Source organism: Psychrosphaera sp. F3M07, from assembly GCF_018860345.1.
Lineage (GTDB): Bacteria > Pseudomonadota > Gammaproteobacteria > Enterobacterales > Alteromonadaceae > Psychrosphaera > Psychrosphaera aquimarina.
This window is the reverse complement of the sequence record NZ_JAHKPJ010000020.1, coordinates 195,130-212,014: the sequence shown is the minus strand read 5'-3', so window position 1 is coordinate 212,014 and position 16,885 is coordinate 195,130. Positions and strand designations below refer to the sequence as shown.

Genomic DNA, 16,885 nt, shown 5'->3' with positions numbered 1-16,885 from the left:
ATGGGAGTGAATCGGTTTGATTTGCTCCCTCATTTTTAACAAATAGAGAGTTCATTATGTCTAGTTTGATTGCACAACTTATAACTCGAAAAAATGAATCTGTAATAAAAGCGCAGTTACCGCCTTTTGTTATTCACTTCTTTAAAACCGTGACTTTACCTACCATTGGAATCTTGGTCTTTTTACTGTTTTGGACGGTGGGCGCGAATAATATAGATACCTCATTAGGTAAATTTCCTGGGCCTGTGCAAGTCATGACCCAAGTGGGCAATTTGTATAATGAACATGTTGAAAGTAGAGCAAAAGAAAGCGCTTTTTATGAGCGTCAAGATAATAGAAATCAGGCTAGATTAGCTAAAGATCCCAATTATCAAGCTAAAACCCGAACCTACACAGGAAGGGAAACTTTTGTCGATCAGATATTCACCAGTTTAATTACTGTGTTAAGTGGATTTCTGGTTGCCGCGGTTATTGCGATTCCACTTGGTATTGCCATAGGGTTGAGCAAGTCATTAAACACAGCAGTAAACCCAATAATTCAAATATTTAAACCTGTCTCCCCTTTAGCATGGTTGCCTTTGGTTACTATGGTGGTGAGTGCGGTATACACCTCAACGGATCCTATGTTTGCAAAGTCATTCATTGTTTCCATGATCACAGTGACCTTGTGTTGCATTTGGCCAATGGTAATTAACACGTCTGTGGGAGTTGCGTCGTTAAACAGCGACTGGGTAAACGTGAGTAAAGTGTTAAGACTACCTGCATTAACCCATATTCAAAAAATTGTATTACCTGCGTCTATTCCAGCCATTTTCACCGGAATGCGTTTATCACTTGGAATTGCGTGGATGGTTTTAATTGCGGCCGAAATGCTGGCGCAAAATCCGGGGTTAGGAAAATTTGTTTGGGATGAATTCCAAAATGGCAGCTCTGACTCGTTAAGTCGGATTATGACGGCCGTTATCGTGATTGGATTAATCGGCTTTTTATTAGACCGAACTATGTTGCAACTCCAGCGTGTTTTGTCTTGGGATAAAACAACAGAAGTACGTTAATTAAGGAGCACAAAATGAGTCTTACAAAAAACTTACTGTTAGATATTAGTAAAATAGACATGGTGTTTCCAACACCTAAAGGTGACTTTACCGCGTTAAAAGAAGTGGATTTGAAGATCAATAAAGGTGAATTCATTTCGTTAATAGGCCACTCAGGCTGTGGAAAATCTACAGTCCTTAATGTGGTTGCTGGTTTATATCAGGCAACCAGTGGCGGGGTTATTTTAAACGGAAAAGAAGTTAATCAACCCGGGCCAGAACGTGCGGTGGTATTTCAAAATCATTCTTTATTGCCTTGGTTAACGGCCTATCAAAATGTGGAGCTGGCGGTAAAACAGGTGTTTGCCAAAACCAAATCACCGAAAGAAATGCAAGAATGGATTGAATACAACTTAAAATTGGTTCATATGGATCATGCCATGCACAAACGCCCAGATGAAATATCTGGCGGTATGAAACAGCGTGTTGGTATAGCAAGAGCATTAGCTATGCAGCCAGAGGTACTGTTGATGGATGAACCTTTTGGCGCATTAGATGCGCTAACACGTGCGCATATGCAGGACTCGTTAATGGAAATTCAAGATGAGTTAAATAATACCGTCATCATGATCACCCATGATGTCGACGAAGCCGTTTTGTTATCTGACCGTATAGTTATGATGACCAATGGTCCGGCGGCGACGATTGGCGAGATATTGGATATTAATTTAGAAAGACCACGTAGCCGATTAGAGTTAGCTAAAGATCCAATTTATAACCAATACCGTTCGGAAGTGTTAACTTTCCTTTATGAAAAACAACGCAAAGTGGAAAGCATTTCAAAGACAAAAACAGAAACGAGTAGCTCAGCAACAAACGTGGCTTAACGACGAATATATTTCAAACAACAAAAATAATAATCTAAATAATTAATTCGGGAATAATTATGAACAAAAAACAACTGGCGACACTGATACCATTACTGGTCACTACAGCTTCTTATGCCACAATTGAAACTAGCCTAGGTAAAGCCAATGTGGACTTACGTTTACGTTTTGAAACGGTAAGCCAAGATAATGCACTGGATGACGCCACCGCATTTACCTTGCGTACTAAAGCAAATTTTAAAACCAATGCTCATAATGGTTTTTATGGCTTTGTTGAATTAGAAAATTCACTCGCTTTAATTAGTGATTACAATAATGCCATCGGTGATGGTGTTGGTTATTCTGTGATTGCTGACCCTGATTCAACGGAATTAGATCAAGCCTACATTGGTTACAGTCAAGATAAGATAAACCTAAAATTAGGTCGTCAGGTTATTACTATGGATAACCACCGCTTTATTGGTCATGTTGGTTTTCGGAATGATAAACAAACCTTTGATGCGCTAAGTGCAAGTTATGCGGCTTCTGAAAAGGTAAAGTTAAGTTATAGCTATATCAACAAACGTAATCGTATATTTGCCGATGATAAAGACATAGATTCAAATGATCATTTATTAAATGCCTCGTTAAAAACCGACTTTGGCACAGTTACTGGTTACGGCTATTTGTTAGAAATCGACAATGGAACGGACAATGCGTTAAACACTTGGGGCGCACGTTTAGTTGGGGCGAAGGACAAGCTCAGCTATACCGTAGAGTTTGCCACACAAACCTCAGAAACGGGTGGTGCAGAGTTTGATACCAGTTACATGTTGGGTGAAGTTGGAACCACATTTAATGGCCTTAAACTAACAGCTGGTTATGAATCACTAGGGTCAGATAACGGCCAAGTTGGTTTTGCCACACCTTTGGCAACCTTGCACAAATTTAATGGTTGGTCAGATCAATTCCTTGGTACGCCGGGGGTTGGTTTAAATGATATGTATGCGACGGTTGCAGGTAAAGCTGGTGGTGGTAAATGGTCAGCAACCTTCCATAGTTATGCCGCGGATGAAGCGTCAGCTACAGTGGATGATCTAGGGACAGAGCTTAATGTTATTTATACAACAAAAGTGTCGGATTTTCCGGTAGGCGTTAAATACGCTATGTATAGTGCGGGTGATCAAGGAGCTGGTAAAGTTGACACCGACAAGTTATGGATTTGGACGGGATATAATTTTTAATTAATATTGGTTTTGTCAGGTTTGTTATTACAAACCTGACAGATTTTGCTTTAATCGCTGTTATCTCAATAACCAAGCCATTATTGAGTTATACTCCTCATGGCTAAATTCGCACCTGAGAACCCTTCAGAAAGTCACAACATTTGTGACACAATTTATTATTAAACGTCGTTGAATATAGTTTTTAAGATATTTCTTTAAGGCATTCATGTCCTTCCTGATAAATCGCCCGCACATGTTAAAACACGCGGAGCGTTAGGCTGACCTTTCAGTCACCAATTCAAGCGTCGTTTAACGGTACATACGTTCGCTTTCATTTCCAGCAGTATAAAAAAGACCATTGTTAAGATAAGCATCTTGCCAATGTCGTCTCACCTTACAAATTCATACAAGGAAACGGCACATGTATATACCAAAAATAGGCGTCATTGGGACGTCAAAAAAAGTGGATGAACGACGATTTCCAATTCATCCAGAGCATTTATCACGAATTCCAGAAACATTAAGAAAACAACTGATATTTGAACAAGGCTATGGTGAACCTTTTGGTATTAGCGATGCAGAAATAGCGGCGTTAAGCGGAGGCATTGCAACTCGTCATGAGTTATTAGCCGATGTAGGCACGGTTATCATCGCAAAACCGGTATTAGCGGATTTACAAGAGTTACGCGAAGGGGGCACGCTTTGGGGTTATGTACATTGTGTGCAACAAGCGGAAATTACCCAAGCCGCTATCGATCGCAAACAAACCTTACTTGCGTTTGAGGATATGTTTATATGGGCACCTAACGGCCAAGTTGGCAGACATACATTCTATAAAAACAATGAGATGGCAGGGTATTGTGCGGTCATACATTCTTTGCAACTCAAAGGCATAGATGGTCATTATGGTAATCAGCGTAAAACCATAATATTTGGTTTTGGCGCGGTCAGTCGAGGTGCTATTTATGCGTTAAAAGCGCATGGGTTTAGGGACATAACCATCTGCATTCAGCGAGTAGAAGATGAAGTCCGAGAAGAAGTTTTAGACTGTAATTACGTGAGGATCCGATCGGGAAACCATGGTGAAGCTCGGATGATGGTGTCGGAACATGATGGTACAACAAGACCGTTAACTGAATTGATCAGTGAGGCCGACATTATCGTCAATGGTACTTTTCAAAATACCCAAAAACCAACCCATTTTGTGGTTGAGTCAGAGCAGGCATGCCTTAAACCGAACAGTTTGATCATTGATGTTAGCTGTGACGAAAATATGGGGTTCTTTTTTGCTAACCCCACCACTTTTAAACAGCCTATGTTTAAATATAATACAGTGGATTATTACGCGGTAGACCATACGCCAAGTTACCTATGGGAAAGTGCAACCCGTTCCATTTCAGCGGCGCTTATTGTTTATTTACCAATAGTATTAGCAGGACGTGATGCTTGGTATGCCAATGAGACAATAGGCAAGTCGATAAATATAGATGCCGGTATTATTAAAAATAAGTCTATCCTGACATTTCAGAATAGGGATAAGACCTATCCACATTTATGCACAACGACCGCAACCAGTAGTTGATAACAGGATGACCTCAACAACAATTAACTTGTTGTTGAGGGATATTGAAAATCACAAATTAAAGAATATATTTAGAAATCAATTTTTGATAGCTGCCGTCCGTTTTAAGTTTTTTTAACGTGATATCAAATTGCTTTTTTAATGCAAGATCGTTTTTTGAAAAAGCCAAATAAGTAGGCGCCCTAATAAAGGGAAGGGGCAATTCAATGATTTTATTTTGTAAGTCTATGTCTTTCAAAAGGTGAACAATAGTTAAATGAGAACCAACGATAATGTCGACTCTATTTTTTAATAACATTTTAATACTTTGTTCATAGTTAGAAATTGGCGTGATAAATTTAATTGTTTTATCTTCTACAGCGCGATCCCATTTTGCTCCATAGGAAGCCCCTCTGAGAGTGCCAAACCGATACTGAGTTAATACAGAAAAGTCGCCATTAAACGAAATATTGTCCTCCCTTCTAGTGAATAACGTACCTGTTTGGGTAATTAATATCTCATCAGAATACAGTAAATACTTTTCACGTTTTGGGTTATTAACTAAAGCAAAAATGGCATCGCCATCTTGCTCTCTTAACTCTTTTAATGCTCTTGCTAAAGGATAGATGTAAAGCTCAATTGGTTGATTCATTCGTTTAAAGACTTCTTTCACGATATCAACGGCAATGCCTTTGAATTCACCATCTTCGGTATATGAGATAGGAGGTTGTTCTATGGTATAAACTTTTAAAGATTTAGCCGCCACGAAGTTATTAAAACTTAGTAATAAATAAGATAATAAAAAAACAAGAACTCTCATTGCCAAACCTTTGAAAAGTGATTGTATTTTTTGATAGAGGTGTATCAAGGTTAAGGTTAGCCTGAGACTCTGATCTATTACAATAGTTAATGAACAGTGCATTATGTATAGACTATAACTTAAGTTTAAACCACAAGACACATATGCAATGTTTATCGGCATACACAACCCAATAAAACCAAGGGTCACTTTGATTTATTAGTGGATTACTCGCTAAGAGTAACCATAGTTTAAGTCCAATTTATCAGTCCTCAAAATCCCTGTTCACCTTTAATCATCAATCTTGTCACATTTATGGCATACTCATTACAGGGGATTGGCTTAACGACGTCGTATATAAAAAGGCAAAACATCTTCATATTGGTTACACACTAATTATGAGGTTTTGAATTATGGAAATGGAACTAAACAAAAGAACATTAAAAGATCAAAGAGACAGCCGAGCGTGGAGTCAAACCCAACTTGCCGAAGTATCTGGTTTAAGCTTAAGGACAATTCAACGCATTGAAAAAACAGGCATAGCATCACAAGAGTCAGCAAAGTCATTGGCGTCGGTTTACGAATGTTCAATAACCGAGCTCGTGTCAAAAGACGTGAGCGAACATACAAAACAAACCCTGTCTTTAAACACAATGAGTACAAAAGCAAAAGTTATTCATGTTTCAATACTCACACCCGTATTATTGATTGTGTTGTATTTATTTTTTACAGAACATCACTTAATTGCTTGGGTTGATACAATTAGAGACTCCATTTTTAGCCCTACTATTTCAGAAGACCGTTTAGATAAAATCAGCTTTTTAATCTTAGTGGTCGTCGTCGGTTTACCGTGTTTAATACCTGGTTATCTTTATGATCTCATCTCACATCCATCGGACTAATGGCACCTGATTTATGTTTACCTAAAACATGGGTATAAATTTGAGTGGTTTTCACATCATCATGCCCTAATAGCTCCTGTACGACCCTGATGTCATGACCTGTTTCAAGGAGTCTAGTTGCAAAGCTATGGCGTAAAGTGTGTGAAGTTACTCGTTTTAAAAGGTCGGACTGATGAACTGCCTTTTTTAACGCTTTACGAAAAGAAGTTTGATGTAGATGATGTCGGCAAACATATCCGTCATAAGGATGGATACAACGAGTACTTGAAGGAAACATGTATTGCCAAGACAAATTTGTTGCTGCATTACCATATTTTCGAAGTAAAGAAGGGGGTATCGATGTCAGGCCATAACCTTCATCAATATCTTTTTGATGAATTCGTTCAACATTTTTAATTTGTTGCGAAATTGCCTCCTTTGCTAATTCAGGAAACAAGGTCACTCGGTCTTTTTGGCCCCTTGAACGAAAAATGAAGATAGTGCTGCGTTCAAAATCAAAATCTTTCAATCGCAAATTTAACACCTCAGAGATACGGAAGCCAGCACCATACATAAGAATGGCAATAGTTTTATGTACTCCATTTAGCTTATCTATAACTCCAATTGCATCTTTATGACTTAATACTTCAGGGACACGAGAAGGTGTTTTAGCAAATTGAAAAGACATGTTAGTTAAATCTGACTCAAGCACATGTCGATACATAAAAATAATGGCACATAAGGCTTGGTTTTGAGTTGTTGGGGAGACTTTAATCTGAATAGCTAAATGTGTTAAAAATTGCTCAACTTCATAATTACCCAAATCCTTAGGGTGGCGTTTATCATTAAATAATATGAACCGTTTAATCCAATGGAGATATGCTTTTTCAGTTTTTAAACTGTAATGTTTTGTTCGTAAAACAAGTCTGATGGATTCTATGAATGGTGAACGTGACATAATATAAACTCCAATAGCTGTATTTATATACAGGTATAATATGGGTTATAAAAAAAATCCACTTTAACTTCCTATTAAATAACTTCTAAGTTCTCGCTTTGTTTTTATGACAATACCTAAGTTGTTAATTAAATTATGGAAAACGTTATTCATTTAGCTTTTAATAGGAAGTGAAAAAGTCGCGTTAAAGTCAGGCTCGTTTTGTTTTTGATTATTTAGTTATTTATGATAAATATTTATTAAAAATAGATAGTAAAATCAAATAGTAACATCTGATAATGACATTAATTAAAAAAGAATTGAGCAATTACATATACGAAATGCTCGATAATAAGTGTTATATTTTCAAGGAAGTCCGTGCATTTAATTCATCATTTAATATTATTAGACGAAGATAGTCCTCTTAGAAAAGGGATCGAAGTCATTGATTCAAAATTATCTGTAGATACAGTTAGCGACTTGGACTATTACCTTATTTCTTGTGCAAAAGCATATTGTTCACTTACTTCTTCCGTTGATAAAGCTAAATTATCAATATCATTATTAAGCTATGAGAATATTACAAAGTTCGATACCGATAGCCAATCAATAAGTGACTTTATCGAGCTGTTCATTGAAAATACTATTATTAGAATTCAATCAATTTATGATAGAACATTAATTTTTGTAAATAGGCTTCTAGAACTTGGAATAAGTAATGAATGTATTAATCATTCAACTCTAGTGACTAATGATAATGTTAAAAAGTACGGTTTAGATAAAAAACTAAAAAGTCTCAATAAAGCTTGCTCTGAGTATCGTAATATTCGGAATACTATTATTCATCATGACAGATATAGCGAAGAAAACTTAGATATGCTGAGCATGGTCCATCAAGTTGAATTTGCCTCAAAGCAAGAAGGCAAAAAAACACTTATTCCTGAATCACAATTAAATGAAATAACTGAGTTATTTATGACTGACAGCCAAGGTGAGTTAGGTGAATATCTTGAAGAAATTGAGTCTAAACTTCACGAAATTTACAACTCCGCATGTGTCATTTATGCAAAAAAGAAATTGGCGTATCAGAAAATATAACAAGGCATTTAAACGGAAAATTTACAGTTGGCTGTTTTTCGTTCCTCAAACATTTTAGCCAACTATAATTTTCCGCTTAATGCGGCGTTATAGCTCTAGGTGATTATGCGCACTTTAATACTATTATTGTCAATTTTAGTTTCATCTCTGGCTAAAGCAGATACAGATCTATATGCACCCCTAACTGATGAGCTAATAAATAAATTAGGGGTTCATATCGTAGACTTTGGTCTTGATAATGGGATAAGAACAGTAAATATTGGTTATTGTAATAAGTATTTTGAGTCAGAAAGAAAGATAGTACGAGAAGCTAAAGGAGCATCTATCCAATTAATGGATAATGACCTAATGCTCATGAGAACTCACTTATCAATTGTTAAAGGAAGTGGATCAACTTCTTACACAGTAATAAGTTACCAACCAAATAAGCAACTTATTGTTGAGTTAGGTTATGGCTTTAAAGGTGCAACCATCCCTGATAGGGTTATTGCATTGGATCTTAATAAAATCCCATTGCTACATAGTAATTCAAAAGAATTAAAGTCGGAAATAAGAGCTATAACAAGCTGTTAAACAAGGACAAAAAACAGTTGGTTTTTGCTCCTTCGTCGCTAATTTTAACCAACTGTTTTTGCCTGTTAACAGGGCGTTATAACTCAATGGAAAGTCATGCGTATTAATCTCGGAGACGTTTTAAAAGAAAATGATGGTGAGTCAATAATCAAGGTTATAGGTGTTGACGATCATGAAGTATTTTATGATGCATGGTGGGAACATAATGAGTCTTGGGGGCTGAATAAATCTAGAAGTGCTATTTTCTATAGGCTTAAGAAAGAGTTTTGTTCAAACCATTACTCATTTATTCGTAATGAACCGTTGGATGCGAAAGAACTCAATAAGTTTTCGCCGCAACTTCCCCATAGAACCGCTAATTTAATCGAATGGTCATGGAATCAAACAGAATATAAAACACTTGAAGAATACGAAGAGCAAATTGGGGTGTTAGCTAGGAAGCTAAAGCTTCAAGAACATATTAAAGCCGATAAAGTAATGATTATTCCATTGGGTGCAAATGGCGGGCATAAACCCAAAGTTGCTATAGCACCTGAAAATGGTGAAAGCTTTACTCCAATTGAACTGTTGTGGAAATCCCACAATATTCAAGCTAAATATAAAACCAATATTGAATCTAGTGTTGGAATATATAGGCTTGGTATTTCAAATAAAGTACCGTCGTATTATCTTGGTGGTAAAGGCGATAGCGCTGGTAACTTTGAGTTATAACAAGTCATTAAAGCAGGACAAAAAACAGTTGGTTTTTGCTCGTGCCTCGCTTATTTTAACCAACTATTTTTAGCCTCTTAATGAGGCGTTAAGTGCCAATGTAACAATCAATCAAAGAGTGTCTATCTAAAATGGAAAAAAGATATCAAGTATTTGTAAGCTCTACTTTTGCTGATTTACAGGAAGAGAGACAGCAAGTCATTCAAGCATTAATGGAAATGGACTGTATTCCTGCTGGAATGGAATTATTTCCAGCTACAGATGAGGAGCAGTGGGAATTTATTAAAAGAATTATTGATGATTGTGATTATTATTTACTAATTATTGGTGGCCGTTACGGTTCAGTTTCTTCTGAGGGTATTAGTTACACTGAAATGGAATATGATTACGCTGTATCTAAAGGGCTAAAAGTTATAGCTTTGCTTCACGATGAACCTCAGGATTTACCAGCTAGCAAAGTCGAAATGAATACAGAGGCACAAGAAAAGTTAGAAGCTTTTCGAAGTAAAGTAGCAACTGGACGATTGGTTAAGTTTTGGAGTAGAGCTGACTTGTTAGCTGGCTTAGTAGCACTTAGTTTATCAAAGACTATCAAAACATATCCTGCCGTTGGCTGGGTTAGGGCTGATCAGGCTAACTCGACGGATTTATTGAGAGAACTAAATGATTTGCGAAAAGAAAATGAGGCATTAAGAAAAAAATCCGCGGAAAATCCACAACAAAGTATTGTGGCAATAGAGTCACTTTCGCAAGGTGAAGATTTAATTGAAATAGAGGGCAAGTCATCTCCTGGCTCAGGTTATTCAAAGCAACCTTGGAAAGTTAAGATTAATTGGAATGAACTATTTTCAATAATTGGTCCTGATTTATTTCAATATCAATCAGAGTACGAAGTCCAAAAAATTATTTCATCTAGACTTGGCGTAAAAGCAGGTATTGGTGATTATCTTCCGAGCCTTGATGATGAGTCTAAAAAACAAATTAAAATACAATTGATCGCGCTTGGTTTAGTAAAAGTAGATGAGTTAACTCTGAAAGGTGGAGGCTTTGGTCAGTTTTGGAAAATAACTGAGTTTGGCAAGACAACACTGATGGGAATAATGAGTATCAAAAAAGGCACTTAACAAGTTACTCAAACGGACGCTAAACAGTTGGCTTGCGCTCCTTCGTCACTAATTTTAGCCAAGCATTTATGTGCCCATTAGTAAGGTGTTAGCTTTCTTATCTTCCAAGTTGCAAATTGAGTAATAAAGGTATACTTTTAACTCATGTATGATTTCGAATTTGATATACAAAAAAGTACGCTGAATTTTGAGAAGCATGGAATCGACTTTGTTGATGCTCAAGAGCTCTGGTCTGATCCTAATTTAATCGAAATTCCAGCAAATACTTCTGACGAATCAAGGTTTCTTGTTATTGGTACTATTGATAACAAACACTGGTCTGCTGTAATTACGTATCGGAAAAAGATCATCCGCATAATATCGATTCGAAGATCCAGAAAGAAAGAGGTGAATTTCTATGAAAGCTAACAAATTTGATGAAGCGTTTGACGAAAATCAAGATGACATCCTAGAGCACTTGGATCTGACTAAAGCTAAACGTCCTTTACAAAGTCAGCGAAGAGTTAATGTTGATTTCCCTTCATGGATGATTGATTCACTTGACAGAGAAGCAAGTCGAATAGGTGTAACAAGGCAATCTATTATTAAAGTTTGGCTAGCTGAACGATTGGAAAGCCAGGAAAACAAACATCACCACGAAAGCTAACAAGTCATTCAAGAAAGACTCGTCACGGCTTGCTCGAGTTCCTTCGTCACTAGTTTAGCAAACCTAAACTCGCTTCTTAATGAAGCGTTCATAGCATTTGTTGGCTTTGACTCTATATTTTCACTTTTAAACGAGTACAAATCACTTTAAATACCAAATAGAGCAAATGAGGCACAATATTGTGTCAATATACAGGTAGAATAACCATGTAAAAGGTTGTTAACGTTAACGGGTTAGTGCGCGATATGCCTTTACCTAACCCGTGATGTTTATTGCATTTAAACCATAATAAAAATAACAATTAGGAAGATGATTAATGGAAAAATCAGGAAAAGAAATTGCAAAGTACGGGATCACATTTGGAACGGCACTCTCCATCGCTATTTCATGGAGCGTAAATAAGTCAGTGTTATGGGCCATTTTACATGGCTTTTTATCTTGGTTTTATGTGATCTGGCATGTTATTACACGCTAATTAATTAGCGTTATGTTTATTGAGTATTAGTATATTTTTTAATTAATACTCAATAAATCCATGCTGTAGTTAATATTATTTAACTACAGGACTCCCCCAAGTAATCCTGTCACAATTCAAGTTGGTTTGCATATTCGTTAAGGTGCTGATGGCTTTGTCGATATTAGCCATCCTTAGAGTCGTTTTTTAAAATGACGATTAGGGTTTAAATAGAAAACTCTTGTAACGCCTTGATCGCCAGTTCAGCCTTCTCTTTTTGTACAAAAATATGATCGTGGTAATACGCAGCTATCACATTAGCACTGATTTCATATTCAGCTAATTTACTGGCTACTGCAGCGGTTAAACCAACGGCATCTAAACTAGAATGAACCGTTAATGTAATGCCACTAAATACAGATTCAAATGGGATATTATTTGCTTCTGCCTGCGCTTTAGTGATGACTAACGTTAAGCCCTCAGTTTCACGGAATGTGGCTAATGGAGACAAGGCTTGATAATCCATGTGATTGTCTGTTACACAACAAAATACATATTCATCAGTCATTAATTTTGGCGACATAGACTGTAATAATGTTGTTAAATTGGTTTCGCCTACCATGTGTTTGCCTTTTTATATTTTGGATGATTTTAATTCTATTTTAATTTACCCGGTTTTTCCCACGCGTGTTCATCAGCGTCATGTTGCCATGTGCCATCTTGTTTTAATGTTTCTTCTAACAAACGTCTGGCTTCATTGGTTTTGGAAATGTATTCATGTTCATCACCATTAAATGCAGCCAGTTCTAATACACTTTGATCATCGTGTTTTTTGAATAACCGACTCGTTCTGTAGGCGATATTACTTTGCCAACCAAGTGCAACTAAGGCTTTTGCGCCAAGTTCTGCACCAGATGCCATGGTTTCTCGTTCTATTTCATTCACCCCTAAACGGTGTAATTCAACTGCGTGTAATCGGTTGATTGCTCTGGCTAAGATCTTTAAGTGAGGGAAATGTTTTTGCACCATATGCACTATGTTTAAACTGCTGTCTACATTATCAACTGCAACCACAATGGCTTGAGCGGTATCAGCGCCAGCGCTGTGTAATAACTCTGCACTTTCACCTTCACCAAAATAAACTTTAAAACCAAATTTACGTACCATTTCAATTTGACTCGCGTCATGATCCAATACAGTTGCTTTAACATTGTTGGCTAATAATAAACGTCCGACAGACTGGCCAAAACGACCAAAGCCAATGACGATAATTGGGTTGTCCTCGTCGATAACATCCGCAGGACGTTGTTCTTTTTTATGGGTAGCAAAACGTGGTGATATGTATTTCTCATTCACAATTAACATCAATGGGGTTAATAACATAGAGCTGGCAACGACCAAGGTTAATAATCCAATTAAGCCTGTTGGTAAAACGCCGCTGGTGCTAGCAAAAGCGAACAATACAAACGCAAACTCACCTGCTTGAGCTAAGGCAACCGAAAATAACCAAGCATCTGGTTTGGCTAATTTATTGGATTTGGCGAGTAAAAATAACACCAGAAACTTACCAATGATCAAGGCGACTGTAAGGCCAATAACAACTAACGGATCGGCAAGCAGAAGTTCGAAGTTAATACCTGCCCCAACGCTGATAAAAAACAAACCCAGTAATAATCCTTTAAATGGTTCAATATTACTTTCGAGCTCATGGCGAAAATCACTTTCTGCCAATACTACGCCCGCGATAAAGGTACCTAATGCAGGAGATAACCCAATGGCTTGCATTGCTAGTGCAACACCTATCACTAACAATAAAGCAGACGCGGTGAAGATCTCACGTAATTTGGACTTAGCGATAAATCCAAAAATAGGATTCATCAGATATTTACCGCCAAAGATTATCGCGGCTATGACGCCTGCTACAATAAGCCCTTTAACCCAGCCTGCTTGGGATGTATCCGCGTTTACCGTTAATTCAGGGGAGGTAACAGCCAATAAAGGCAAAATGGCTAACATAGGGATGACGGCAATATCTTGGAATAACAATACAGCAAAAGCGCTCTGTCCTGCGGATGTTTTCATCAACCCTTTTTCTTGCAGACTCTGTAATACAATGGCGGTTGAAGACAAAGCCAAGACCATACCTATGGCTAAAGCTTGTTGCCAAATCAGCCCTAAATACATGGCAATTAAAGTGATCACAGCTGTGCTTAATAAGACTTGTAAGCCACCAGTTCCAACAATTGGCCCACGCATTTTCCACAACAAACTTGGTTTTAACTCTAAACCAACTAAAAATAACATCATGACAACGCCGAATTCAGCAAAGTGCATTACATTGGTTTGATCGCCAACAAAACCTAAAACAAATGGGCCTATTAACACACCCGCCACTAAATAACCTAAGACGGAACCTAAACCTAATCGCTTGGCGATAGGGACTGAAATCACCGCGGCACATAAGTAAATAAAGGCATCAAATAACAAATTTCCATGTTCCATGTTATTGCTCCCAACGTTGATTTAAAGTTTGTAAGTGACTCACGGATTCACTATCAAAGTTGTCGTCTTGTAATTCATGAATAAATTTTTGATATTGCTCAGCTAAGTGTTTCAGCTTGTCTGGATTTTTACTTAAGTTTCTAGCGCTGTGAGCAACAAATGGCGGTAAAAATTCCATTTCACATAAATGCGCGGTTTGATCAAATGGCGTTAATAATTCGCGAATGGTGAATCGATTATGACCTTGGGTGCAATAAGCTTCTTTACTGCCGCCTGTGGTTATTACGGTTAACCATTGTTTACCTTTTAAGGCATTACCTTTAGGCCCGTAGGCATAGTTAAACTGTAAGACTAAATCAAACCATTCTTTAAGGATTGCGGGGGCGCTATACCAATAAAAAGGATGTTGAAAAATAACCACGTCTGCGCTGGATAACTTTGCTTGTTCAGCATCAATGTCTATCACGCCATCTGGGTAAGTAAGGTATAAGTCGTGAATGGTTACCTTGTCATTTTGTTCAATGGCGTCGATAAAAGTTCTGTTTATTTGAGAGTTTGCCAAATTGGGATGAGCCAAAATAATAAGGATGTTTCTCATTATGGATCCTTCGAGATTAAATTAACCCCAGTGTACTGGGCATTTGATAAGAAAAAAACAATAATAAAACAATTCTAACCATTGAGTTGTTGAGCTGAAAAAGTATTGCGCCGGATCAGTGCGAGCTTGGATCATTGTTGTGCATATAAGGTTGTAAATAATATAATTTTGGCGCTAAAAATAACGTAACCATCTGTTAATATTATGATTTCAATATTTGGCATTAAAGGTGCTATTTAACCTACATTAAGCCGAAAGGTTTATGTTTACAGTTGAAGATATGGCAAAGAAGCCACCTATGGGCAAGTGAATCACTTGTTCTGGGTGGCTTTTTTTTATGACTAAAAAAGTAGAACAAACGAGAAACCCCATGACAGCAAATGAAACGCCGAGCAAATTCAATCTCTTTTCCTTTCAAGGAAAAATGAAAATATTACATCTGAGTTGGATTGCATTTTTTATCACCTTCATGGTGTGGTTTAACTTTGCTCCAATGTTGATGGCAGTAAAAGAATCTTTGGGATTAACCACGGCAGAAATCAAAACGTTACTTATTTTAAACGTTGCCTTTACCATTCCAGCTCGAGTCATAGTGGGTATGTTAACGGATAAATATGGACCAAGATTAATATACACCGGCCTTTTAGCTATTTGTTCTATTCCTTGTTTTGCTTTTGCTATGGCCGATACATTTACCCAAGCCGCAATAGCTCGCTTTGCACTGGGTCTTATTGGTGCTGGTTTTGTTGTTGGTATTCGTTTGGTATCGGAGTGGTTCCCACATAATGAATTAGGTACTGCTGAAGGTATTTACGGTGGTTGGGGTAACTTTGGGTCTGCTGCAGCGGCATTTACCTTACCGACTGTTGCTGCGATTTGTGCTGGCGTATTTGGCGGAGAAGATGGTTGGCGCTGGGCAATGGGCTTAACGGGTCTAGTTAGTTTGATTTATTCTTTTATCTTTTATAAAAATGTATCGGATACACCAAAAGGATCTACTTATTATCGACCTAAAAAAGCTGGCGCGATGGAAGTAACGTCTAAAGGTGATTTTTGGTTATTGTTGATAATGAAAATACCTATGTACGGCGCGTTAGCGTTGTTAACGTGGAAGTTATCACCCGCTGGCATCAATATGTTCAGTGAGACTTTAGTTAATGGCATTTATATTGGTTTAGCCGCGTTATATTTATTTGATAGTTACCATGTATGGCAGGTGAATAAAAACATCTTTGTTGAGCCCGTTGCTGAAATTCATAAATACAGCTTTAAACAAGTAGCGGTGTTAAACATTTTATACTTTGCTACTTTTGGTTCTGAATTGGCGGTTATTTCAATGTTGCCTTTGTTCTTTTCTGAAACCTTTGAATTAACCCCTGTGGTTGCTGGTATGGTGGCGTCCGCTTACGCCTTTATGAATTTAATGTCTCGTCCAGGTGGTGGTTGGTTGTCGGACCGTTATGGTCGTAAACCTGTGTTATTAATCCTTACCGCTGGTTTAGCTATTGGTTATTTTATGATGGGACAAGTTGATAGCTCATGGCCGGTATGGTTAGCCGTTGTTGCTGCAATGGCATGTTCGTTCTTTGTGCAATCAGGAGAAGGGGCGGTATTTGCTGCGGTTCCTTTGATTAAACGTCGCATGACAGGTCAGATTGCTGGCATGACGGGCGCTTACGGAAATGTGGGGGCGGTAGTGTACTTAACTGTGTTATCTCTGGTTGATTACAGTACTTTCTTCTTAGTAATAGCCGCAACCGCAGTGGTTGGTTTTGCTGCGCTATTATTAATGAAAGAGCCGGAAGGTCATATAGCTGAAGTACAAGAAGACGGTACTGTTGAATTAATCTCTGTCAGTAACTAATACGTTAACGA

At 37.6% G+C, this 16,885-nt stretch carries 18 protein-coding genes; 13 read left to right on the top strand and 5 right to left on the bottom strand.

Annotation, left to right across the window (positions count from 1 at the left end; all coding sequences use genetic code 11):
• The first annotated feature begins 56 nt into the window (after positions 1 to 56).
• The 4 genes from KO505_RS09725 (at position 57) to KO505_RS09710 (ending at position 4,708) form a co-directional block, all read left to right on the top strand.
• A complete protein-coding gene (locus KO505_RS09725) occupies positions 57 to 1,055 on the top strand; it encodes an ABC transporter permease (protein WP_216055255.1) in 999 nt (332 codons plus the stop codon).
• 14 nt (positions 1,056 to 1,069) lie between these two features.
• Positions 1,070 to 1,921: an ABC transporter ATP-binding protein gene (locus KO505_RS09720; protein ID WP_216055254.1), complete on the top strand. Its 852-nt coding sequence runs from the start codon at positions 1,070 to 1,072 to the stop codon at positions 1,919 to 1,921.
• Between the two features lie 59 nt (positions 1,922 to 1,980).
• Entirely contained in the window at positions 1,981 to 3,144 is a 1,164-nt protein-coding gene (locus tag KO505_RS09715; RefSeq protein ID WP_216055253.1) for an alginate export family protein, read from the top strand.
• 403 nt (positions 3,145 to 3,547) lie between these two features.
• A complete protein-coding gene (locus KO505_RS09710; protein WP_216055252.1) occupies positions 3,548 to 4,708 on the top strand; it encodes a N(5)-(carboxyethyl)ornithine synthase in 1,161 nt (386 codons plus the stop codon).
• 58 nt (positions 4,709 to 4,766) lie between these two features.
• Here KO505_RS09710 and KO505_RS09705 read toward each other — a convergent pair whose 3' ends face one another.
• Entirely contained in the window at positions 4,767 to 5,507 is a 741-nt protein-coding gene (locus tag KO505_RS09705) for an ABC transporter substrate-binding protein (RefSeq protein ID WP_216055251.1), read from the bottom strand.
• Positions 5,508 to 5,905: 398 nt separating this feature from the next.
• Between KO505_RS09705 and KO505_RS09700 the strand changes: the two genes are divergently transcribed.
• A complete protein-coding gene (locus KO505_RS09700; protein WP_252731735.1) occupies positions 5,906 to 6,388 on the top strand; it encodes a helix-turn-helix domain-containing protein in 483 nt (160 codons plus the stop codon).
• Here KO505_RS09700 and KO505_RS09695 read toward each other — a convergent pair.
• A complete protein-coding gene (locus tag KO505_RS09695) occupies positions 6,366 to 7,325 on the bottom strand; it encodes an integron integrase (protein ID WP_216055249.1) in 960 nt (319 codons plus the stop codon). The two genes, KO505_RS09700 and KO505_RS09695, sit on opposite strands and share 23 nt — an antisense overlap.
• Positions 7,326 to 7,682: 357 nt before the next feature.
• Between KO505_RS09695 and KO505_RS09690 the strand changes: the two genes are divergently transcribed.
• The 7 genes from KO505_RS09690 to KO505_RS09660 all read left to right on the top strand — a co-directional run bounded on the left by KO505_RS09690 (position 7,683) and on the right by KO505_RS09660 (position 11,931).
• Positions 7,683 to 8,402, top strand: a complete 720-nt coding sequence (locus tag KO505_RS09690; RefSeq protein ID WP_216055248.1) for a Cthe_2314 family HEPN domain-containing protein — start codon at positions 7,683 to 7,685, stop codon at positions 8,400 to 8,402.
• A gap of 105 nt (positions 8,403 to 8,507) precedes the next feature.
• Positions 8,508 to 8,975: a hypothetical protein gene (locus tag KO505_RS09685; protein WP_216055247.1), complete on the top strand. Its 468-nt coding sequence runs from the start codon at positions 8,508 to 8,510 to the stop codon at positions 8,973 to 8,975.
• Positions 8,976 to 9,071: 96 nt separating this feature from the next.
• Positions 9,072 to 9,686 carry a hypothetical protein gene (locus tag KO505_RS09680; protein ID WP_216055246.1) on the top strand — a complete coding sequence of 205 codons (615 nt, stop codon included), beginning with the start codon at positions 9,072 to 9,074 and terminating at the stop codon, positions 9,684 to 9,686.
• Between the two features lie 131 nt (positions 9,687 to 9,817).
• Entirely contained in the window at positions 9,818 to 10,810 is a 993-nt protein-coding gene (locus KO505_RS09675; RefSeq protein ID WP_216055245.1) for a DUF4062 domain-containing protein, read from the top strand.
• A gap of 144 nt (positions 10,811 to 10,954) precedes the next feature.
• The gene (locus KO505_RS09670; protein WP_216055244.1) at positions 10,955 to 11,218 is read left to right on the top strand and encodes a BrnT family toxin; all 264 of its coding nucleotides are present in this window, start codon (positions 10,955 to 10,957) and stop codon (positions 11,216 to 11,218) included.
• Positions 11,208 to 11,456, top strand: a complete 249-nt coding sequence (gene brnA / locus KO505_RS09665) for a type II toxin-antitoxin system BrnA family antitoxin (protein WP_216055243.1) — start codon at positions 11,208 to 11,210, stop codon at positions 11,454 to 11,456. Before KO505_RS09670 ends, brnA begins: the two co-directional genes overlap by 11 nt.
• A 316-nt stretch (positions 11,457 to 11,772) precedes the next feature.
• On the top strand, positions 11,773 to 11,931 hold the full coding sequence (locus KO505_RS09660; RefSeq protein WP_216055242.1) for a hypothetical protein: 159 nt from the start codon (positions 11,773 to 11,775) through the stop codon (positions 11,929 to 11,931).
• Between the two features lie 205 nt (positions 11,932 to 12,136).
• On the opposite strand, the gene KO505_RS09655 is transcribed toward KO505_RS09660, so the two are convergent.
• From KO505_RS09655 to KO505_RS09645, 3 genes are read right to left on the bottom strand one after another with little or no spacing between them, the layout of a single operon-like run.
• A complete protein-coding gene (locus tag KO505_RS09655; RefSeq protein ID WP_216055241.1) occupies positions 12,137 to 12,532 on the bottom strand; it encodes an ACT domain-containing protein in 396 nt (131 codons plus the stop codon).
• Between the two features lie 35 nt (positions 12,533 to 12,567).
• On the bottom strand, positions 12,568 to 14,412 hold the full coding sequence (locus KO505_RS09650) for a monovalent cation:proton antiporter-2 (CPA2) family protein (protein ID WP_216055240.1): 1,845 nt from the start codon (positions 14,410 to 14,412) through the stop codon (positions 12,568 to 12,570).
• A 1-nt stretch (position 14,413) separates the two neighbouring features.
• Positions 14,414 to 15,010, bottom strand: coding sequence for an NAD(P)H-dependent oxidoreductase (locus tag KO505_RS09645; RefSeq protein WP_216055239.1), 597 nt, complete (start codon positions 15,008 to 15,010; stop codon positions 14,414 to 14,416).
• 370 nt (positions 15,011 to 15,380) lie between these two features.
• On the opposite strand from KO505_RS09645, the gene KO505_RS09640 reads away from it, so the two are divergent.
• Positions 15,381 to 16,874: a NarK family nitrate/nitrite MFS transporter gene (locus tag KO505_RS09640; RefSeq protein ID WP_216055452.1), complete on the top strand. Its 1,494-nt coding sequence runs from the start codon at positions 15,381 to 15,383 to the stop codon at positions 16,872 to 16,874.
• Positions 16,875 to 16,885: the final 11 nt, after the last annotated feature.